General features: G+C 66.3%; 20 protein-coding genes. 17 read left to right on the top strand and 3 right to left on the bottom strand.

Annotated features, from left to right (window positions below):
- Positions 1 to 4: 4 nt before the first annotated feature.
- The 9 genes from E0W60_RS21095 to E0W60_RS21055 all read left to right on the top strand — a co-directional run bounded on the left by E0W60_RS21095 (position 5) and on the right by E0W60_RS21055 (position 8,107).
- Complete coding sequence (locus E0W60_RS21095) at positions 5 to 2,560, top strand: heavy metal translocating P-type ATPase (protein WP_133096498.1); 2,556 nt, start codon at positions 5 to 7, stop codon at positions 2,558 to 2,560.
- Positions 2,561 to 2,567: 7 nt separating this feature from the next.
- A complete protein-coding gene (ccoS, locus tag E0W60_RS21090) occupies positions 2,568 to 2,714 on the top strand; it encodes a cbb3-type cytochrome oxidase assembly protein CcoS (RefSeq protein ID WP_063238066.1) in 147 nt (48 codons plus the stop codon).
- A 163-nt stretch (positions 2,715 to 2,877) separates the two neighbouring features.
- Positions 2,878 to 4,326, top strand: a complete 1,449-nt coding sequence (gene ccoN, locus E0W60_RS21085) for a cytochrome-c oxidase, cbb3-type subunit I (protein WP_133096497.1) — start codon at positions 2,878 to 2,880, stop codon at positions 4,324 to 4,326.
- An 18-nt stretch (positions 4,327 to 4,344) separates the two neighbouring features.
- Positions 4,345 to 5,010 carry a cytochrome-c oxidase, cbb3-type subunit II gene (ccoO, locus tag E0W60_RS21080; RefSeq protein WP_135705490.1) on the top strand — a complete coding sequence of 222 codons (666 nt, stop codon included), beginning with the start codon at positions 4,345 to 4,347 and terminating at the stop codon, positions 5,008 to 5,010.
- A gap of 3 nt (positions 5,011 to 5,013) precedes the next feature.
- Positions 5,014 to 5,178, top strand: coding sequence for a cbb3-type cytochrome oxidase subunit 3 (locus tag E0W60_RS21075; protein WP_135705489.1), 165 nt, complete (start codon positions 5,014 to 5,016; stop codon positions 5,176 to 5,178).
- A gap of 2 nt (positions 5,179 to 5,180) precedes the next feature.
- Positions 5,181 to 6,098, top strand: a complete 918-nt coding sequence (gene ccoP / locus E0W60_RS21070; protein ID WP_133096495.1) for a cytochrome-c oxidase, cbb3-type subunit III — start codon at positions 5,181 to 5,183, stop codon at positions 6,096 to 6,098.
- Positions 6,099 to 6,147: 49 nt separating this feature from the next.
- Positions 6,148 to 7,620 (top strand): cytochrome c oxidase accessory protein CcoG, encoded by a 1,473-nt coding sequence (gene ccoG, locus E0W60_RS21065; RefSeq protein ID WP_133096494.1) that lies wholly within the window; start codon positions 6,148 to 6,150, stop codon positions 7,618 to 7,620.
- A gap of 35 nt (positions 7,621 to 7,655) precedes the next feature.
- Positions 7,656 to 7,865 (top strand): hypothetical protein, encoded by a 210-nt coding sequence (locus E0W60_RS21060; protein WP_135706288.1) that lies wholly within the window; start codon positions 7,656 to 7,658, stop codon positions 7,863 to 7,865.
- Positions 7,862 to 8,107 carry a hypothetical protein gene (locus E0W60_RS21055; RefSeq protein ID WP_029046193.1) on the top strand — a complete coding sequence of 82 codons (246 nt, stop codon included), beginning with the start codon at positions 7,862 to 7,864 and terminating at the stop codon, positions 8,105 to 8,107. The genes E0W60_RS21060 and E0W60_RS21055 overlap by 4 nt, the downstream gene beginning before the upstream one ends.
- Positions 8,108 to 8,167: 60 nt before the next feature.
- On the opposite strand, the gene fnr is transcribed toward E0W60_RS21055, so the two are convergent.
- Positions 8,168 to 8,893 (bottom strand): fumarate/nitrate reduction transcriptional regulator Fnr, encoded by a 726-nt coding sequence (gene fnr / locus E0W60_RS21050; protein ID WP_063238060.1) that lies wholly within the window; start codon positions 8,891 to 8,893, stop codon positions 8,168 to 8,170.
- A 77-nt stretch (positions 8,894 to 8,970) separates the two neighbouring features.
- Here fnr and E0W60_RS21045 point away from each other — a divergent pair, with 77 nt between their 5' ends.
- A complete protein-coding gene (locus E0W60_RS21045) occupies positions 8,971 to 9,732 on the top strand; it encodes a sulfite exporter TauE/SafE family protein (RefSeq protein ID WP_133096493.1) in 762 nt (253 codons plus the stop codon).
- 200 nt (positions 9,733 to 9,932) lie between these two features.
- On the opposite strand, the gene E0W60_RS37065 is transcribed toward E0W60_RS21045, so the two are convergent.
- On the bottom strand, positions 9,933 to 10,301 hold the full coding sequence (locus E0W60_RS37065) for a hypothetical protein (protein WP_167884592.1): 369 nt from the start codon (positions 10,299 to 10,301) through the stop codon (positions 9,933 to 9,935).
- On the opposite strand from E0W60_RS37065, the gene scpB reads away from it, so the two are divergent.
- From scpB to truB, 7 genes are all read left to right on the top strand, one after another.
- Positions 10,290 to 11,156 (top strand): SMC-Scp complex subunit ScpB, encoded by an 867-nt coding sequence (gene scpB, locus E0W60_RS21040; RefSeq protein ID WP_135705488.1) that lies wholly within the window; start codon positions 10,290 to 10,292, stop codon positions 11,154 to 11,156. The genes E0W60_RS37065 and scpB overlap by 12 nt on opposite strands.
- 5 nt (positions 11,157 to 11,161) lie before the next feature.
- Complete coding sequence (gene rluB, locus E0W60_RS21035) at positions 11,162 to 13,045, top strand: 23S rRNA pseudouridine(2605) synthase RluB (protein WP_135705487.1); 1,884 nt, start codon at positions 11,162 to 11,164, stop codon at positions 13,043 to 13,045.
- Positions 13,046 to 13,347: 302 nt separating this feature from the next.
- Positions 13,348 to 13,836, top strand: a complete 489-nt coding sequence (gene rimP / locus E0W60_RS21030) for a ribosome maturation factor RimP (RefSeq protein WP_029046198.1) — start codon at positions 13,348 to 13,350, stop codon at positions 13,834 to 13,836.
- Positions 13,833 to 15,308 carry a transcription termination factor NusA gene (gene nusA, locus E0W60_RS21025; protein WP_029046199.1) on the top strand — a complete coding sequence of 492 codons (1,476 nt, stop codon included), beginning with the start codon at positions 13,833 to 13,835 and terminating at the stop codon, positions 15,306 to 15,308. The genes rimP and nusA overlap by 4 nt, the downstream gene beginning before the upstream one ends.
- A gap of 93 nt (positions 15,309 to 15,401) precedes the next feature.
- Positions 15,402 to 18,296, top strand: a complete 2,895-nt coding sequence (gene infB, locus E0W60_RS21020) for a translation initiation factor IF-2 (protein WP_133096490.1) — start codon at positions 15,402 to 15,404, stop codon at positions 18,294 to 18,296.
- A 59-nt stretch (positions 18,297 to 18,355) separates the two neighbouring features.
- Positions 18,356 to 18,724, top strand: a complete 369-nt coding sequence (rbfA, locus tag E0W60_RS21015) for a 30S ribosome-binding factor RbfA (protein ID WP_029046201.1) — start codon at positions 18,356 to 18,358, stop codon at positions 18,722 to 18,724.
- A gap of 85 nt (positions 18,725 to 18,809) precedes the next feature.
- Positions 18,810 to 19,766, top strand: a complete 957-nt coding sequence (gene truB, locus E0W60_RS21010; RefSeq protein ID WP_135705486.1) for a tRNA pseudouridine(55) synthase TruB — start codon at positions 18,810 to 18,812, stop codon at positions 19,764 to 19,766.
- A gap of 24 nt (positions 19,767 to 19,790) precedes the next feature.
- Here the strand turns inward: truB and E0W60_RS21005 are convergent, their stop codons facing one another.
- Positions 19,791 to 20,783, bottom strand: coding sequence for a Bug family tripartite tricarboxylate transporter substrate binding protein (locus E0W60_RS21005; protein WP_135705485.1), 993 nt, complete (start codon positions 20,781 to 20,783; stop codon positions 19,791 to 19,793).
- Between the last annotated feature and the right edge of the window lie 49 nt (positions 20,784 to 20,832).

Here is a 20,832-nt window from a genome sequence, read left to right as displayed (position 1 = left end):
CCCCATGTCGTCCCCAGCCACCATCCCTTCCGCCAGCGTGCTGGCCTTGCATGCAGCGTCCGCGGCGCCTGCCGCCAACGCTGGCACGGCCGCTGTTGGGGCGCAACTCGCATGCTTCCATTGCGGCCTGCCCGTCGCGCAGGCCGAGCCACTGGCTGCCGAACTGGACGGCGCCCGCCGGGTCTTCTGCTGTGGCGGCTGCCAGGCCCTGGCGCAGACCCTCCACGCAGCCGGATTTGCCCATCTATATGGTGACGAGGCCCGCTTTGCCCGTCCGATCGACGACGCGGCGCGGCGCGAAGCCGAGCCGATCTGGGGCGCCTATGACACCCCCGAATTGCGCACCCAGTTCGTGCGCCCGCTCGACAACGGCCGCGCCGAGATCACGCTGGCGCCGGAGAACATCCGCTGCGCCGCCTGCGCCTGGCTGATCGAGCAGCACCTGACGCGCCAGCCCGGCGTGGAATCCGCGGTTGCCAATGTCGCCACCCGCCGCGTGGTGGTGCGCTGGCGCGAAGGCACGCAGTCCGTGGCCGGATTGCTGGCCGCGCTCGCCGGCATCGGCTACATGGCGTGGCCGTTCGAGGTCTCGCGCACCGACCAGCAGGACCGTCGCGCGCGCCGCAGCCTGCTGATGCGCATGGCCGTGGCCATGCTCGGCATGATGCAGGTAATGATGTACGCATGGCCGATCTACACGCACGAGGCCACCATCGACCCCGGCCAGTTGCAGCTGATGCGCTGGGCCAGCTTTGCGCTGACGTTGCCGGTGGTCTTCTATTCCGCATCGCCGATCTTTGGCGGCGCCTGGCGCAGCCTGCGCCAGCGCCATATGGGCATGGACGTGCCGGTCGCCATCGGCGTGGGCGCGGGATTTATCGCCAGTGCGCTCGCCACCGTGCGCGGCATCGGCGAGGTCTATTTCGATTCGGTGACGATGTTCGTCGCCTTCCTGCTGCTGGCGCGCTACCTCGAACTGCGGGTGCGCCAGGCATCGCGCAGCGGTGCCGAGATGCTCGCGCGCCAGCTTCCCGCCACCTGCGAGCGGCTTGCCGGAATAGGGGCCACGGGTGAACGCATCCCGGTGGCACGTTTGCGCCAGGGCGACCTGATCCGCGTGAAGGCGGGCGAGATCGTTCCCGCCGACGGGACCGTCGTCGCCGGCGCCAGCGAACTGGACGAGTCCATGCTGACCGGCGAAAGCCGGCCGGTGCGCCGCCGTGCCGGTGAAACCGTGCTGGCCGGCTGCTTCAACACCGCCAGCCCGCTGGAGCTGCGCGTGTCGCGCGTGGGCGCCGGCACACGGCTGGCCGAGATCGTGGCGGTGCTCGACCGCGCACTGGCGGAGAAGCCCCGCCTGGCCACGCTGGCCGACCGTGTCGCCGGCTGGTTCGTGGCGACGCTGCTGGTGCTGGCGGCGCTGACCGGGCTGGTGTGGGGGCTGTGGATCGATCCGTCACGCGCGCTGCTGGTGACGATCGCCGTGCTGGTGGTCAGCTGTCCGTGCGCGCTGTCGCTGGCCACGCCGGCCGCGCTGGCCGCCGCGGGCGCCGCGCTGTCGCGGCGCGGCGTACTGCTGACGCGCGGCCATGCGCTGGAGACGCTGGCGCGCGTGACCGATGTGGTGCTGGACAAGACCGGCACGCTGACTGAAGGACGCTTTGCCGTGGCGGCAGTGCAGCCGCTGGCCGACCTGAGCGAGGCGCAATGCCTTGCACTGGCCGCGGCGATGGAGCGCGGCGGCGAGCACCCCATCGCACGCGCACTGCTCGCGGCCGTGCCCGATGGAGGGGGCCATGCCGTGGCGGTCACCGGCATCCGCAACGTGCCCGGACAGGGCCTTGAAGCCACGGTCGACGGACGCCGCCTGCGGCTCGGCCGGCTGGATTTCGCGCGCGGGCTCGTTAGCGGCGGCTCATCCGTGCCAGTGCCGGCGGTTGCGGGCCCGGCCCATCCCGGCGCCACGGTCGTGTGGCTGGCGGCACAGGACGGCGTGCTCGCCAGCTTCGTGCTGGCCGATGTCGAGCGCGCGCAGACGTCCGCGCTGCTGGCGCGGCTCGGTGCGCTGGGCGTGCGCTGCCACCTCGTCTCCGGCGATAACGCCGCGGCCGTGCGCTGGTGGGCAGAGCACTTCGGCATCGGCCATGCCGCCGGCGAAGTGACACCCGAGGGCAAGCGCGACTACGTCGCGCGGCTGCAGCAGGGCGGGGCGGTAGTGCTGGCCGTGGGCGACGGCATCAACGACGCCCCGGTGCTGGCGCAGGCGCAGGTCTCGATCGCGATCGGCAGCGGCGCGCCGCTGGCGCAGGCCGGCGCCGACGCCGTGCTGACACACGGCGGCATCGACGAGATCGCAACCGCGCTGGCGGTGTCGCGCAAGGCGCGGCGCGTGGTGCGGCAGAACCTGGGCTGGTCCTTTTTCTACAACGTGGTGGCGATCCCGCTGGCGGCGACCGGGCTGGTGATGGCATGGATGGCCGGTATCGGCATGTCACTGTCGTCGCTGCTGGTGGTGGCCAACGCCTGGCGTCTGCTGCGCGCCGGCCGCAAGTCGGTCTAGGAGCCTCATGGAAACGCTTTACCTGCTCGTGCCGATGAGCCTGGTACTCGTCGTCGTGATCGCCGCCGCGCTGTGGTGGGCATTGCATGCGGGCCAGTACGACGATCTCGACCGGCCCGCGGAATCGATCCTGCTGGACAACGACAAGCCTTGATGCGCGCATGTCCTGGGATGACATCGGTCTGGGACCGGGGCGCGCCGCGAGGTTCATTGCCGGTCCTGAGCGACTTGATAAAGATCAACACACCGGTGGCGGGGTTTTTCTAAAGTCACAACGTCAGTAGGTTTTTTCTCTTCTCTAAGCTTTGGGGGTCTGAATGGATGTCACTGCCGCGTCTTCACGCGTCGACACCTTCAATTACGGCGTCGTAAGACAGTTCGCTGTCATGACGGTAGTCTGGGGGATCGTCGGCATGGCCGTCGGCGTGCTGCTGGCAGCACAGCTGATCTGGCCTGAACTCAACTTCAACACGCCCTGGCTGTCGTTCGGCCGCCTGCGGCCGCTGCATACCAATGCGGTGATCTTTGCCTTCGGCGGCAGCGCGCTGTTCGCGACCTCGTACTACGTGGTCCAGCGCACCTGCCAGGCCCGCCTGTTCTGCGGCCCGCTCGCGGCGTTCACGTTCTGGGGCTGGCAACTGGTTATCGTCGCCGCGGCCATCACGCTGCCGCTGGGCATTACCTCCTCGAAGGAATACGCCGAACTGGAATGGCCGATCGACCTGCTGATCACCGCGGTCTGGGTGGCCTATGCGATCGTGTTCTTCGGCACCATCGTCAAGCGCAAGACACGGCATATTTATGTCGCCAACTGGTTCTTCGGCGCCTACATCCTGACCATCGCGCTGTTGCACATCGTCAACAACATTGAGATGCCGGTGTCGCTGTGGAAGTCCTACTCGGCCTATGCCGGCGTGCAGGACGCAATGATCCAGTGGTGGTATGGCCATAACGCGGTGGGCTTCTTCCTGACCACCAGCTTCCTCGGGATGATGTACTACTTCATTCCCAAGCAGGCCGAGCGTCCGATCTATTCATACCGCCTGTCCATCGTCCACTTCTGGGCGTTGAACTTCACCTACATGTGGGCCGGCCCGCACCACCTGCAGTACACCGCGCTGCCAGACTGGGCGCAGTCGCTCGGCATGGTGTTCTCGCTGATTCTGCTGGCGCCGTCGTGGGGCGGCATGATCAACGGCATCATGACCCTGTCGGGCGCCTGGCACAAGCTGCGCACCGACCCGATACTGAAGTTCCTGGTGGTGGCGCTGTCGTTCTATGGCATGTCCACGTTCGAAGGCTCGATGATGTCGATCAAGACCGTCAATGCGCTGTCGCACTACACGGACTGGACCATCGGCCACGTGCACTCCGGCGCGCTGGGCTGGGTCGCAATGATCTCGATTGGTTCGCTCTACTACCTGATCCCGCGGCTGTTCGGCGAGAAGCAGATGTACAGCGTGCGCCTGATCGAATGGCACTTCTGGATCGCGACCATCGGCGTGGTGCTGTATATCGCCTCGATGTGGATCGCCGGCGTGATGGAAGGCCTGATGTGGCGCGCCACGCAGCCTGACGGCACGCTGACCTATGCCTTCGTCGAAGCGGTCAAGGCCAAGTACCCGTTCTACCTGATCCGTTTGCTGGGTGGCATCTGTTTCCTCTCCGGCATGCTGCTGATGGCCTACAACGTCGCCAAGACCATCGTCGGCAAGCGTGCCGTGGATGCGCCGATCCCGGCCAGCATCCCGGCCTCCGCACACTGATCATTCCAGGATAGAAAGATGTCGGAAAAACAAAGATTCTTTTCCCACGAAACGCTGGAGAAGAACATCGGCTGGCTGATCATCTGCACGATCCTCGTGGTCAGCATCGCGGGTCTGGTGCAGATCGTGCCGCTGTTCTTCCAGCACTCCACGACCAAGCCGGATCCGGGTATCACGCCGTATTCGCCGCTGCGGCTGATGGGCCGGGATATCTATATCCGCGAAGGCTGCGTCGGCTGCCACTCGCAGCAGGTGCGGACACTGCAGGCCGAAACCGAGCGTTACGGCCATTTCTCCACCGCGGGCGAGGCCGTCTACGATCACCCGTTCCTGTGGGGCTCGAAGCGTACCGGTCCCGACCTGGCACGCGTCGGCGGCCGCTACTCGGACGACTGGCAACGCATCCACCTGCGCAACCCGCGTGACGTGGTGCCCGAGTCGGTGATGCCTTCCTACCCGTGGCTGGAGAAGGCCGCGCTGCCGACCAACGATATCCAGGCGCGCATGCGGGCGCTGGCGAAGCTGGGCGTGCCATACACCGAGGCCGACATCGCCAAGGCGCCGGACGAGCTCCAGGGCAAGACCGAGGAAGACGCGCTGGTGGCTTACCTCCAGGCTCTGGGCACCAACCGCCGCAATGTCCGCGTGGACACCGCTGCAGCAGTTGCACCGGCGAAGGAGTAAGCCATGGCCATGATCACCGCTGTTGCGACCGTCGTGTCGATGGTCGTCTTCCTTGGCATCTGCTGGTGGGCGTGGTCGGCCGGCCGGCAGGCCGCCAACCGGGAATCCGCCATGCTGCCGTTCGCGCTGCCTGACGAAACCACGACAACATCGAGCCGGAACACCTAGCCATGAGCGATTTCTTTTCCGATTTCTGGAGTTACTACATTGCCGCGATCGCGCTCGTCGGCATCGTCTGGTGCGTATGGCTGCTGTTCTCGCAACGCAAGATCACCAAGACCGCCAGCGGGGGCGACGACACCGGCCACGTCTGGGACGACGACCTGCGCGAACTGAACAACCCGCTGCCGCGCTGGTGGATGTGGATGTTCCTGCTGGCCTGTATCTTCGGCCTGGTCTACCTCGTGTTGTATCCGGGTCTGGGCAAGTACTCAGGCGTGCTGAAGTTCTCGACGCAGGGCGAACTGGCCGCGCATCGTGCCGCGCAGGAGCAGATGCAGAACGAGATCTATGCCAAGTACCTGAAGATGGATGTCAAGCAGGTGGCTGGAGATCCGCAGGCGCGCGAAATTGGCCAGCGGCTGTTCCTGAACTACTGCGCGCAATGCCATGGTTCGGATGCGCGCGGCAGCCGCGGCTTTCCCAACCTGACGGACGGCGACTGGCTGTATGGCGGCGAACCTGAGACCATCCAGCAGACCATTGCCAAGGGCCGCAATGGCGTGATGCCGCCGTTCGCATCCACCATCGACGGCAAGCTGGCAGGCGACGTGGCGCAGTATGTCCGCTCGCTGTCGGGGCTGTCTTCGGATCCCATCCGCGCCTCGCGTGGCGAGAGCACTTTCAAGTCGACCTGCGCGGCTTGCCACGGTGCCGGCGGCAAGGGCAACCAGGCACTGGGCGCGCCGAACCTGTCCGATAACGTGTGGCTGTATGGCAGTTCGGAAGGCAGCATCGTCGACGCCATCCTGAAGGGGCATAACAACCATATGCCGGCACATGAAGAGATCCTGACGCCAGAGCGGATCCGCATGCTGACGGCCTATGTCTGGGGTCTGTCGAATACCGGCGGGGGTGCCGGCCAATGACAGGCGACTCATCTGAGCGGGCGCGGGCCGCCCGCAGGAGAAACCATCCATGAACGCACCCGGGACCGAAGAAATGGCCCGGGCGGCCGACCGCCAGCGGTCGGCCGCTGCGCCTGCCGAGACCTCGGATGAAACGCTGTACGAGGTCCGCCGCAAGATCTATCCGCGCTCCGTTACGGGCGCTTTCTCCAGTTGGCGCGTCTGGCTGGTCCTCTTCACGCAGCTGATCTACTACGGCACGCCCTGGCTCCAGTGGAACGGACGCCAGGCCGTGCTGTTCGACCTTGGCGAACGCAAGTTCTACATCTTCGGGCTGGTGTTGTGGCCTCAGGATGTCATCTATCTCGCCGTGCTGCTGGTCATTTCGGCGCTGGCGCTGTTCCTGTTCACGGCGATCGCCGGGCGGCTGTTCTGCGGTTACGCCTGTCCACAGACGGTCTATACCGAGATCTTCATGTGGATCGAGCGGCGGATCGAAGGCGACCGGATCGCCCGCATCCGTCTCGACGGCGACCCCTGGAGCCTGCGCAAACTGCGTATCAAGGCCACCAAGCACTTCCTGTGGGTACTGATCGCGCTGTGGACCGGCTTCACCTTCATCGGCTACTTCGCGCCGATCCGTGAGCTGGGTGGCGAGCTGGCGAGCCTGTCGCTGGGCCCGTGGCAGACGTTCTGGATGCTGTTCTATGCGTTCGCCACCTGGGGCAACGCTGGCTTCATGCGCGAGCAGGTGTGCAAGTACATGTGCCCGTATGCGCGTTTCCAGAGCGTGATGGTCGACCGCGACACCTACGTCGTGACCTACGACGTCGGCCGGGGCGAGCCGCGCGGCAGCCGTTCGCGCAAGACCGACCATCGCCAGGCGGGCCTGGGCGATTGCGTCAACTGCAGCATCTGCGTGCAGGTGTGCCCGACCGGCATCGATATCCGCGATGGCCTGCAGTATGAATGCATCGGCTGCGGCGCGTGCATCGACGCCTGCAACCAGGTCATGGACAAGATGTCCTACCCGCGCGGGCTGATCCGATACACCTCGGAGAATGCCATGCGCAAGGCGCTGTCCGCGGCAGCATCGCGCAAGCGCCTGCTGCGTCCGCGTGTCATCATCTATTCCGTGATCTGGGTCGCGCTGCTCGCTGGCTTTGTGGCTTCGATCGCGCTGCGCACGCCGCTGAAGGTGGACATCATCCGCGACCGCGGCGCGCTGGGCCGGGAGGTCGAAGGCCGCTGGATCGAGAATGTGTATCGCCTGCAGCTGATCAACACGACCGAGGGGCCGATGCATATCAGCGTGCGAGCCGACAGCGACGAGCTGAAGCACCTGACGGTCGAATATGACAAGCAGGCCGAATCGCTGGCGCCGACCTCGAACCGGCTGTTGCCGATCCGCATACGCGTGCCGATCGAAGACGCGGCGCAGGGTACGCACAAGATCAGCGTGACGGTGACCAGCGAAGGATCGGAGCAGGGCAACGCCGAGATCCGGCAGAGCACCAGCTTTATCGTGCCGCGCGACCTGTGACGCCAGGCGCTCGGTGCAGAACTCAAGGGGGCATGATGAATCAGCAAGGCAATCCGTGGTGGAAAGAGCCGTGGCCGTGGCTGTTGATGAGCGGCCCGCTGGTCGCGATGGTGGCGTGCGGCGTCACCATCTGGCTTGCGTCGGCGCATCCTGACGTGCCGGTGCAGGGCGCAGCGCGCCATGGACTGGTGGTCGAGAAGGCCGAGGCGGTGCGGCCTCAGCCGAGCGCAGCGAGGCAGCCATGAGGTTGCGCTGGCTGATGTGGGTCTTGTGGCCCGGGTTCCTGATGGCGGGCTTCGCCACCGCGACGGTGTTCTCGGTCGTGGACCCCGGTGATCTGAAGTTCTTCGGGCATCCGATCGAGGCGTCGCGCGAATCGATCTACACGATGAGCTTCCTGCTAGCGTGGATCTTCTGCGCGCTGTCCAGCGGGTTGACGCTGTACACGATGCCGACGCGGCTCAGCGATACCGACGAGTTGGAGTGAATGCCGATGCCTGCGCCGCCCCGCGCGGCGCAGGCGCAAAGCGGCGGGTGGTGGGAAGGGTCAGCAGCTACGGCTGTAGAGCTGCTTGATGCCGGCGAGATCCACCAGCTTGACGTGGCGCTGGCGAATCTGGATCAGGCCGGCCTCAGCGAAACGCGAGAACAGGCGGCTGACGGTTTCCAGCTTCAGGCCCAGGTAGCTGCCGATTTCCTCGCGGCTCATGCGCATCACGAATTCGGTCGACGAGTAGCCGCGCGCCGACAGGCGCTCGGACAGGTTGATCAGGAAAGCGGCCAGGCGTTCTTCGGCGCGCATCGAACCGAGTGTCACCAGCATCATCTGGTCGTGCGTGATTTCCTTGCCCATCAGCCGCAGGAACTGATGCTGCAGCGAAGGCAGGTCTGCAGACAGCGTCTGCAGGTCCCCAAGGCGGACTACACAGACCTCGGTATCTTCCAGCGCGGTGGCGTCCGAGGCATGCTGCATCTCACCGAGGCCGTCGAGGCCGACGATTTCGCCTGGCAGGTGGAAACCGGTAATCTGTGAACGGCCGTCTTCGGTCGTGACATGGGTCTTCAGCGTGCCGAAGCGAACGGCGTAAACCGCGGTGAGGGGATCGCCCATGCGATACAAGGTCTCACCCTTATGGACCCGGATGCGTTCCTGCACCAGCGTGTCCATCTTGGTGAGGTCTTGCTGGGACATGCCAACCGGAAGGCACAGTTGCCCCATCGCGCAAGTGGAGCAACGAGGCGACATCTCAGTGATTGGAATGGAGGTGAGCAATTGGAACCTGCAAGAGTGGATGCGAGGGCGCGACCCCGCCATTTTACCGTGCGATGTGATGAGGCAGGGAGTCAGATTTGCCATTTGGTGTGCTAATTAGCGTTTTTATGCTGGCATTGCTGGGCGGCGTGCACTGCGCGGCAATGTGTGGCGGCATCGCACTGGCGGTTGAACAGCCGCGTGGCGGCGTCGCGGCCCTGACCTTCGTGCGTAGCCGCGCTGCCTGGGCCGGCGAGTTGCTGGCAATGCACCTGGGCAGGATTTCGACCTATGTGCTGCTTGGCGCGCTGTTGGGCGCGATTGGCGCCGGCGCGTGGAAGCAGGACTACCTGCCGTTGCAGCGCTGGTTGTTTGGTGCCGGCAGTGCCATGCTGCTGTGGTCGGGCTGGCGCGTGCTGCGCGGCAATGCCTTTACCGTCGCGTGGCTCGAGCGGCTGGCGGTGCGGGCAGGCAGCGTGCTGGCGCGGCAGCTTGGGCGGCTGGGCGGCGGCGCCATGCCCACCTTCGTGCGTGCGCATGGGGGGCTTGCCAGGCGCTATGGTGTTGGCCTGGCGTGGGGGCTGGTGCCGTGCGGCATGGTCTATGGAGCGCTGACGCTGGCGCTGCTCGCCGGCAATGCCGGTTCCGGTGCGCTGGTGATGGGTGTGTTTGGCATCGGTACGCTGCCCAACCTGCTGGTGCTGTCGGGGCTGTCCGGCTACCTGCGCAGCCTGTCGCGGCGGCGCGCGGTGCGCGTGGGCGCGGGCGTGGCGGTCATGGTGTTCGGGGCCCTTGGTCTGGCGCGCGCGGTGTTGTTGCCACATTCGCTGGCAGAGCAGGGTTTCTGCCTGGTCTTTTGAGACGTATGCGGCGCTCGGCGCGTCGGATGGTGGTTGCGGGCGAGGGCGGGAATGCCATACAATCGCCAGCATTGCGGTATCGCGCGGTGTTTTGTAAGCAGCGGCGAGCAGCGCCAGCGGCCTTCCTGCCAGAAGGTGCGCCCAGGGCGGCGGGGAGTGTTGGTAGTTCGATTCCTGGCCCGTCCCGCGGTCCATCCGGTTCAAATGATCTGGTTCAAAAGCCCGGCTGGCACTGCGGTGTTGGAGATGCCGGCCTTGCTCCCGATACCCGTTTTTCTTGCGTCCGAGGCGTTCAGTTCGCCGACAGCGGCGTCCGTTGTGCGGACGCGCCACGCAAGAGGTTCGCTGACCGGCCCATGGCGGCATGCGAACGATCTCCTGCCGGAGTGACCCGGCAACTCGATGCAAAGAAAGGGAAGTGCACGGCTTGGATGCAGCAGGCATCCGGGTGAGCTGCGCAATGAGATGGCGATGGCATTGGCATCGCTGTATCCAAAATCTCCGGTGCCCCGGATCCGTCCGGGAGCAGGTGCAAAGACAGGCTGCACACCATCAACATGAATACCCAAGAGGCGAAGATCGTCCTCGAGACGGCGCTGATCTGCGCGCAGGAGCCTTTGCGCGTCAATGATCTGCGACGGTTGTTCGCCGACGACGTCGGCGCGGACACCGTCCGCGTGCTGCTGGAGGAACTGCGCCAGGACTGGCGCCCGCGCGGCGTGGAGCTTGTGTCGCTGGCCAGCGGCTGGCGCTTCCAGAGCCGCCCCGAGATGCGTGAATACCTTGATCGCCTGAATCCGGAAAAGCCGCCGAAATACTCGCGCGCCGTGATGGAGACGCTGGCGATCATCGCTTATCGCCAGCCGGTGACGCGTGGCGATATCGAGGAAATCCGCGGCGTGACGGTCAGCACGGAAGTCATCAAGAAGCTGGAAGACCGCAGCTGGATCGAGGTGATCGGGCACCGTGACGTGCCGGGGCGTCCGGCCCTGTATGCCACCACCAAGGCGTTCCTGGACGACCTCGGGCTGCGCACGCTGGACGAGCTGCCCCCGCTCGAGGATGCCCAGGCGCAGGCGCAGGCAACGCTGCTGGACCAGCAGGCCATCGATTTCGAGGCGCTGGCGGCAGGCAAGCCTGGCAGTGCCGATGAAGAGGCGTTTGCCGAGCCGGCCCGGCCCGAGGCATCCGCCGCAGGCGAGCCCGAAGCCACGGACGCCGGCCAGGGGTCCGCCGACGGCGCAGTCGCCAACGGATTCGACCTGCAGCCGCACCAGCATGGGGCGGAGGAACTGGGTGCCGAAGGCGAACCAACCGAGCTGGGCAATCCTGCCGATTCCGATCCGGACGGGGCACGGGCTGAACTGCCGGAAGACGGCGCCTCGCCGCACCCGAGCGAGCACGACGAACGCGTGCCGAACTGAACAACATGCAACATCCGATAGTGAATATCTTGTCTGATTCCGTTGAGCAAGACACCCGCCATGCGGGCGCACCCGCCGATTCCGGCGCCGCCGAACCCGGATCGGGCAGCGAAGCCGCGCCCCGCCGCAAGGGGCTGCGCCGCGGGCTGAGGAACCTGGTGGCGTCGCGCCGCCAGGCCACGCAAGATCGCGATGCCGGCCGCGCCGAAGGCGCCGAGGCCGGTATGCCCGGCGACGCCGCGGAAGCGGCCCCGGCGCCAGCGGCGGCCGGCGGGCGCGGTGCCCAGCGCGGCCGCGGCAAGCGCAAGCCGGCTGAGGGCGATGGCGGCCAGTCGGCGCAGGCCCCGGCCGACAAGGCGCACAAGGCGCACAAGGCTGAAAGCGGCGAGAAAGCCGAAAGAGCCGAGAGGGCGGACAAGGGTGAGCAGGCGCCCCGCAAGCGCAAGCCGAACCCGCGCAGCGGCAAGTCAGCCGCTCCGGCCGAGGGCCAGGGCGCTGCCGGCCGGCAGCCGCAGGGCCGCCGCAAGGAGGGTGCCAAGCCGCAGGGCCAGCGCAAGGGCCAGGGCCAGGGTGGTGGCGACAAGGCCGCGGCCAGCAGCGAGGACCTGTTCCGCTTCGTGATTTCCGAGCAGTACGACAAGGAAGACACGGTCATCCCGCGCACCAAGGCGAAGCCGGTGCGTGAGCTGTCGGCCGAGGACGACGCCCCGAAGCTGCACAAGGTGCTGGCCGAAGGCGGCCTGGGCTCGCGCCGCGAAATGGAAGAGCTGATCCTGCAGGGACGGGTCTCGGTCAACGGGCTGCCGGCGCATATCGGCCAGCGCATCCTGCCGGCCGACCAGGTGCGCGTCAACGGCAAGCTGATTCACCGCAAGGTCTCGACCAAGCCGCCGCGCGTGCTGCTGTACCACAAGCCGGCCGGCGAAATCGTCAGCCAGTCGGACCCGGAAGGCCGTCCGACCGTGTTCGACAGCCTGCCGCGCATCAAGTCCGGCAAGTGGGTCGCCATTGGCCGGCTGGACTTCAATACCGAGGGCCTGCTGATCTTCACCACCTCGGGCGATATCGCCAACCGCTTCATGCACCCGCGCTACGGCGTCGAACGTGAATACGCGGTGCGCACGCTGGGCGAGCTGGCCGAAGCCGACCGCCAGCGCCTGCTGCACGGCATCAAGCTGGACGACGGCGAGGCCAACTTCCTGCGCATCGCGGACGGCGGCGGCGAGGGCGTCAACCAGTGGTACCACGTGGCGCTGACCGAAGGCCGCAACCGCGAAGTGCGGCGCATGTTCGAGGCGGTCGGCCTGACCGTGTCGCGCCTGATCCGTACGCGCTACGGGCAGTTCCTGCTTCCGCGCGGCCTCAAGCGCGGCCGCTGGCAGGAGGTCGAGCCCAATGACGTCAAGGCGCTGATGACCGCCGTCGGCCTGAAGGTGCCAGGCAAGGGCGAGCAGTCCGGCAAGGGCGCGACCAAGGTCGGCGGGCGCAAGCAGCGTACCGAAGCGGCGATTGCCGGCATGCCGATGCATACCGGCATGGACGGCCTGCCGCGCTACGAGCAGGGCGGTGCGCGGGGCGGCAGCCGCGGCGGCCAGCCGGATCCGATGAAGACGTCGATGGGCTACATCAGCCACGGCCCCACGCTGCTGACCTCGCACGCGGCCAACCTTGGCGGCGGCCGCGGCACCGGCGCGCGCCAGGCGCGTGGTGGCGGTGGCGCCGGGCTTGGCGGGCAAGGCAAGCCGCAGCGTCGTGGCGGCGGCGAGGCGAACGGAAACGTCATGCCGAAGGCGGCGAAGGCAGGCGGAAATCGCGGCCAGCGTGGCGGCGGCGGCGGTGGTGGCAATCGCGGAGGCAGCCGCGGGGGCAATCGCGGGGGCAATCGCTGAGTGCCTGATGCCGCGCACGGCGGGGTGACGACCCGCCGGCGCGGCGCGTAATCCGCGAGTATGTCTGGCTTTTGCCTTTTCGACATAATCCGCGTATAATTCAAGTCTATTCAAAAAGCCATCCTCGCCGAGGGTGGGCGAATGATGGGCATTGCGCCCATTTTTTTTTGGTTCGCCCGAATTCGGTCCCGCGCCCCGGCGCGTGCGGGATGGCGGACAGGCAGCACTGCAGCAGGGTCGTCCCGGACGGCAGCGGCGGGTTTGCCTGCCAACGGTGTTGATGGCCATTACTCGGGATAACAGTGCATCTGGCAGATTTGATCGAAACCACCCTTAACGGCATGGGATATGAGCTGGTTGAGCTCGAGCGTGCCCCGGCCGGATTGCTGCGTGTCTATATCGATCAGCCTGAAACCGGCATCGCCATCGAGGATTGTGAAAAGGTGAGCCGCCAGCTCACCCACGTGTTCACGGTCGAGAACGTCGACTACGAACGCCTCGAGGTCTCGTCGCCCGGACTGGACCGGCCGCTGAAGAAGCTGGCCGACTACGTCCGCTTTGCCGGCGCCGAGGCGCGCGTGACGCTGCGCCTGCCGGTGAACGGGCAGAAGAACTTCACGGGCATCCTGCGCGAACCGGCCGGCGAGGCTGGCGCGGAGAAGGTCGGCCTGGAGTTCGAGGGCAAGGATGGCCCGGCACTGCTGGAATTTGCCGTATCCGATGTCGACAAGGCACGCCTGGTGCCGGTATTCGACTTCAAAGGAAATCAAAGAAAAGGGAACAAGCAATGAGCCGCGAAGTTCTGTTGCTCGTCGATGCGCTTGCGCGTGAGAAGAACGTCGACAAGGATGTGGTATTCGGTGCCCTGGAGGCGGCGCTCGCCTCGGCCACCAAGAAGCGTTTCGAAGAAGACGTGGATATCCGGGTCGCGATCGATCGCGAGTCGGGCGAGCATGAAACCTTCCGCCGCTGGCTGGTCGTTCCCGACGAGCAGGGCCTGCAGGAGCCGGACAAGCAAATCCTTCTGTTCGAAGCCCGCGATGAGAACCCCAGCCTTGAGCTTGGCGACTACATCGAGCAGCAGATCGAGTCGGTCGAGTTCGGCCGTATCGGCGCGCAGGCCGCCAAGCAGGTGATCCTGCAGCGCATCCGCGACGCCGAGCGCGAGCAGATCCTGAACGACTACCTGGATCGCGGCGAGAAGATCATGACCGGCACGGTCAAGCGCGCCGACAAGAAGGGCCTGATCGTGGAATCCGGCCGCGTCGAAGCGCTGCTGGCCCGCGACCAGATCATCCCGAAGGAAAACCTGCGCACCGGCGATCGCGTGCGTGCCTATATCCTGAACGTGGACCGCGCCGCGCGCGGCCCGCAGATCGAGTTGTCGCGCACGGCCCCCGAGTTCCTGATCAAGCTCTTCGAAAACGAAGTGCCGGAAATGGAGCAGGGCCTGCTGGAAATCAAGGCCGCCGCGCGTGATCCGGGCGTGCGTGCCAAGATCGCGGTGGTGGCGCATGACAAGCGCATCGACCCGATCGGCACCTGCGTGGGCGTGCGCGGTACGCGCGTGACCGCGGTGCGCAACGAGATCGGCGGCGAGGCCGTGGATATCGTGCTGTGGTCGGAAGACCCGGCGCAGTTTGTGATCGGCGCACTGGCACCTGCGCAAGTGCAGTCGATCGTGGTCGATGAAGAGAAGCACAGCATGGACGTGGTGGTCGACGAGGAAAACCTCGCCGTCGCCATCGGCCGCAGTGGTCAGAACGTACGCCTGGCGTCCGAGCTGACCGGCTGGCAGATCAACATCATGACGCAGGAAGAATCGGCGCAGAAGCAGGCCGAAGAGAGCGATGTCGTGCGCAAGCTGTTCATGTCCAAGCTGGACGTGGATGAGGAAGTGGCAGACATCCTGATCGAGGAAGGCTTCTCCACGCTGGAAGAAGTGGCCTATGTCCCCATCAGTGAAATGATGGAGATCGAGGCCTTTGACGAAGACACCGTCAACGAGCTGCGCAACCGCGCGCGTGATGCGCTCCTGACGATGGAACTGGCCCGGGAAGAAAAGGTGGAAGAGGTGTCGCAGGATCTGCGCTCGCTCGACGGCCTGAACCCGGAACTGATCGGCAAGCTGGCCGAAGGTGATATCCACACGCGTGACGACCTGGCCGAACTGGCCGTCGACGAACTGGTCGAGATGACCGGCGTCACCGAGGAAGAAGCCAAGGCGCTGATCATGAAAGCACGGGAACATTGGTTCAACTGAGGGACACGGGGCCGGGCTGGCCAATACCAGCCCGGGCGCGCTTTCCGCATACGATTTGTCCCGACGAAGACACCAAGCATTGAAAGGGTTTGAATGGCAAGCACAACAGTTGCCCAACTGGCCGCAGAACTGAGTCGCAGCGCAGCTGCCCTGCTGGAACAATTGCAGGCGGCTGGGGTGGGCAAAGCTGCGCCAGAAGACATCATCACGGAATCGGATAAGACCAGGCTGCTGGACTATCTGAAGCGTTCGCACGGCCAGGCCGACGACAGCTCCCGGAAGAAGATCACGCTGACGAAGCGCGAGACGTCCGAGATCCGCCAGTCGGATGGCGCCGGCAAGACCCGCACGGTCCAGGTCGAAGTGCGCAAGAAGCGCGTCCTGATCAAGCGCGACGAAGCCCACCCCGAGGCGCACGCTGATACGGCCGAGGCTCAGCCCCCGGTTGTCGACACGGCCGAGCAGGCACGCCGCGAAGAGGAAGAACGACGCCAGGCCGAACTGCTGGCGCGCCAGGAAGCCGAAGCCAAGGCCGCCCGCGAGGCTGCCGAGCGCGAGGAAGCCGAGCGCCGTGCCCGCCAGGAAGCCCTGGAAGCGGAACAGCGCCGCCAGGCCGAACTCGCCGCCAAGAAGGCGGAGGAAGAGGCTGCTGCGTCGCGTGCCGTGACCGAGGCTGCGGAAGACTCCTCGCGCAAGAAGGCCGAGGACGAGAAGGCCCGTGTGGCCGCCGAGCGCGCCGAGGCCCAGAAGGCCGCCGACGAGGCCAAGGCTGCCGCCGACAAGGCTCGTGCCGAACAAGAGATTGCCGCGCGCAAGCGCCGCGAGGCTGCCGAAGCCGAAGCCCGCGCCATCCAGCAGATGCTGAATGCACCGGCTCGCGTGTTGAAGGCGCCGTCCGAGCGCAAGGCCGAAGAAAAGAAGGCCGAGCAGACCGGCACGCTGCACAAGCCGGTCAAGCCGGCTTCCGCGACCGCGACCGAAGCCAAGGCTGGCGACAAGAAGCCCGCCACCACGGCCACGACCACCACCACCGCCGACAAGAAGGGCAAGGTGGGTAAGCCTGGCACGTGGCAGGACGAAGGCAGCCGCAAGAAGGGCGGTGGCCTGAAGACGCGCGGCGATTCGTCGGGCGGCGTGGGCGGCTGGCGCGGTGGCCCGCGTGGCCGCGGCGGCCGTCAGCAGCAGCATGACGACAGCCGCAGCAGCTTCCAGGCGCCGACCGAACCGGTGGTGCGTGAAGTGCACGTGCCGGAAACCATCTCGGTGGCGGATCTCGCCCACAAGATGGCCGTGAAGGCGTCCGAGGTCATCAAGCAGATGATGAAGCTCGGCCAGATGGTGACGATCAACCAGGTGCTGGACCAGGAAACCGCCATGATCGTGGTGGAAGAAATGGGCCACAAGGCGTTCGCCGCCAAGCTGGACGATCCGGAAGCGCTGCTGGTGGTGGACGGTGAAGAGCACACCGACGCCGAACTGCTGCCGCGTCCGCCGGTGGTGACCGTGATGGGTCACGTCGACCACGGCAAGACCTCGCTGCTGGACTACATCCGCCGCACCAAGGTTGCCGCGGGCGAAGCCGGCGGCATTACGCAGCACATCGGTGCCTACCACGTGGAAACCGACCGCGGCGTGATCACGTTCCTGGACACCCCGGGTCACGAGGCCTTTACGGCCATGCGTGCCCGCGGTGCCAAGGCGACCGACATCGTGATCCTGGTGGTCGCGGCCGACGACGGCGTGATGCCGCAGACCAAGGAAGCGATTGCGCACGCCAAGGCTGCCGGCGTGCCCATCGTGGTGGCGATCAACAAGATCGACAAGCCCGAAGCCAACCCGGACCGCGTCAAGCAGGAACTGGTGGCCGAGCAGGTGGTGCCGGAAGAGTACGGCGGCGATTCGCCGTTCGTGCCGGTGTCCGCCAAGGCCGGTACCGGTATCGAAGACCTGCTGGAGCAGGTGTCGCTGCAAGCTGAAGTGCTGGAACTGAAGGCGCCGGTCGACGCGCCGGCCAAGGGCCTGGTGGTGGAAGCCCAGCTCGACAAGGGCAAGGGCCCGATCGCTACCATCCTGGTCAGCAGCGGCACGCTCAAGCGTGGCGACGTGGTCCTGGCTGGCAGCGCCTATGGCCGCGTGCGTGCCATGCTCGACGAGAACGGCAAGCCGACCAAGGAAGCCGGCCCGTCGATCCCGGTGGAAATCCAGGGCCTGTCGGAAGTGCCTGCCGCCGGCGAGGAAGTGCTGGTGCTGCCGGACGAGCGCAAGGCGCGCGAAATCGCGCTGTTCCGCCAGGGCAAGTTCCGCGACGTGAAGCTGGCCAAGCAACAGGCCGCCAAGCTGGAGAACATGCTCGAGCAGATGACGGAAGGCGAAGTGCAAACGCTGCCGCTGATCGTCAAGGCCGACGTGCAGGGTTCGCAGGAAGCGCTGGTGCAGTCGCTGCAGAAGCTGTCGACCGCCGAAGTGCGCGTGCAGATCGTGCACGGCGGCGTGGGTGGCATCTCCGAGTCCGACGTCAACCTGGCGACGGCCTCGAAGGCGGTCATCATCGGCTTCAACGTGCGTGCCGACGCTGGCGCGCGCAAGCTGGCCGAGCACAACGGCATCGATATCCGCTACTACAACATCATTTACGATGCGGTAGACGAGATCAAGGCGGCGATGTCGGGCATGCTGGCGCCGGAGAAGCGCGAGACCACGACCGGCACGGTCGAGGTGCGCCAGGTCTTCCGCGTGCCGAAGGTCGGCGCGGTGGCGGGCTGTATGGTCACCGACGGCGTGGTCAAGCGGAGTTCGCTGGTGCGCGTGCTGCGCAACAACGTGGTCATCTTCAGCGGCGAGCTCGATTCGCTGAAGCGCTTCAAGGACGACGTCAAGGAAGTGAAGCAAGGCTTCGAGTGCGGTCTGTCGATCAAGAACTTCAACGATGTTCAGGAAGGCGACCAGCTCGAAGTGTACGAAATCACCGAGGTGGCGCGTACGCTGTAAGCGTCGCAAGCAACGGCAGGCCTCGGCCTGCCGTTGTCATCTCAGCAGAACAGTATTGAATGGCCAAGAAAGGCAATATCTCCTCCCGCAACCTCCGCATCTCCGACCAGATCCAGAAGGACCTGGCCGAGATGATCCAGCGCGAGCTGCGCGACCCGCGCCTGGGCCTGGTCACGCTGCAGTCGGTCACGCTGACGCCGGACTATGCCCACGCCAAGGTGCACTTCACCGTGCTGGGTGCCGAGCCGGCGACGGCCGAAGCCATCCTCAACGAGAAGGCCGGCTTCCTGCACTCGCTGCTGTACAAGCGCCTGCACATCCATACCGTGCCGACGCTGCGCTTCCTGCACGACACCTCGGTCGAACACGCGATCGAGATGTCCAAGCTGATCAACGAAGCGAACGCCACGCGTTCGAAAGACGACTGAGCCGGTGCCCGTGCCGCCAGGCATGGGCAACGCGACCGCCAGGGTCGCACGCCGCGCCGCATCAGCGTCGCTCCTGTTTCCTCCGATGACCGATTCCAACGCCGCCCGTCCGCCGCGCCTGCCGCGCCGCGATGTCCATGGTGTGCTGCTGCTCGACAAGCCGCTGGGCCTGTCGTCCAACGATGCGCTGGTGCGCGCCAAGCGCCTGTTGCGCGCCAACAAGGCCGGGCATACCGGCACGCTTGATCCGCTGGCCACCGGCCTGCTGCCACTGTGCTTTGGCGAGGCCACCAAGTTTTCGCAGGACCTGCTGGAAGCGGACAAGACCTATGACGCCGTGGTGCGGCTGGGTGCGCGCTCCAGTACCGGCGACGCCGAGGGCGAGTTGCTCGATGTCCGTGAGGTGACCTGCGACCGCGCCGCGGTGGAGCAGGCGCTGGCGCGCTTTACCGGCGAGATCGAACAGGTGCCGCCGATGCATTCGGCGCTGAAGAAGGATGGCCGCCCGCTGTACGAGTACGCGCGCGCTGGGCAGACGGTCGAGCGCGCCGCGCGCCGCGTCACCATCCATGCGATCGAACTGCTGGGTTGCGCGCTGCCCCCGGCGTTCACCACGGCCGCGTTCACCATGCGCGTGACCTGCAGCAAGGGCACCTACATCCGCACGCTGGCCGAGGATATCGGCGAGGCGCTGGGCTGCGGCGCCCACCTGACCGGCCTGCGCCGCATTGCCGTGGGCGACCTGACGCTGGACGGCGCGGTGACGCTCGAGCAGATCGAGCAACAGGACGATGCCGCGCGGCCGGACATGCTGGCCCCCGTCGACGCCTTGCTGCAGAAAAGTCCGCCCGTGACGCTGGACGAAGCTGCCGCTGCGCGCTTCCTGCAGGGACAGCGCATTGCGCACCGGGACCTGCCCGATGGCACCGATATCGCGGAAGGCGTGCTGGCGCGCGTCTATGCCGGCGCGCCGGCGCGCCTGCTCGGCGTTGCTCGCATGCGCGAGGGAGCCTTGCGGCCGGAGCGGCTGGTCAAGCTGTAGGCGCCGCTCCTCGCCGGGAGCGGATCAGTCGAGCGTGATTTTTGCTGCCTTGATCACGTCGGCCCACATCTTGCGATCCTGCGCCAGGAACCCGGCGAAGTGCTCGGGCGTGCCGCCGACCGGCTCGGAGCCGAACTCCGCCATCTTCTTCTTCACTTCCGGATTCGCCAGCGCCTTCACCAGTGCCTGGTTGTAGCGGGCCACGATCGGCTTGGGCAGGTCCTTCGGGCCGAAGATCCCTTGCCAGGTCGGCATATTGAAATCCTTCAGGCCGCTCTCGGCCAGCGTCGGCACGTCGGGCAACAGCGGCGAGCGCTTGCTGCCGGTGACGGCGATGGCGCGGACCTTGCCGGACTTGGCCAGCGATGCCGCCGTGGTGATGTTGTCCACGGTCATGGCGATATGGCCGCCCATCAGGTCGGTGATCACCGGCGTGGCGCCCTTGTACGGCGCGTGGACCATGTCGACGCCGAGGCGGTGCAGCATGGTCTCGGCGATCAGGTGGTTGGACGTGCCGACGCCCGCCGTGCCATAGGTGACCTGCGGCGTCTTCTTCACGTACGCGGTGAAGTCGGCCATCGACCCGACCGGCAATGCCGGGTTGATGATCACTACGTTGGGCTGCGTCGCCAGCATGGCGATCGGCGTGAAATCGTCCGGCTTGTACGGCGTGCCCTTCGCGTTGAGCACATGCGTGACCGCCATCGCACCGGCCGCGCCCATGCCGATGGTGTAGCCATCAGCCGGCGCCTTGGCCAGCTTGTCGGCAGCGATGTTGCCGCCCGCGCCCGGGACGTTTTCCACCACCACCGGCACACCGAGGCTTTCGGACAACGGTCCCTGCACCAGCCGCGCCAGCAGGTCGGCAGAACCGCCCGGCGCGAAGCCCACCAGCAACCGCACCGGCTTCGACGGCTTCCACTCCTGTGCATGCGCGCCCGTGGCCGCTACCGCGCCCAGGCTCATGCACACCATGCCGCGCAGCAGCGGCCCCATCCACTTCGCCACCTTTTCCATCGTTACTTCCACTCCAGCAGTGTCACGGGCAATCTGTCAGCGGGCTTGC

Source organism: Cupriavidus oxalaticus (genome assembly GCF_004768545.1).
GTDB classification, from domain to species: domain Bacteria; phylum Pseudomonadota; class Gammaproteobacteria; order Burkholderiales; family Burkholderiaceae; genus Cupriavidus; species Cupriavidus oxalaticus_A.
Note: the sequence above shows the minus strand (reverse complement) of the source record. Positions and strands in the feature narration are given on the sequence as shown.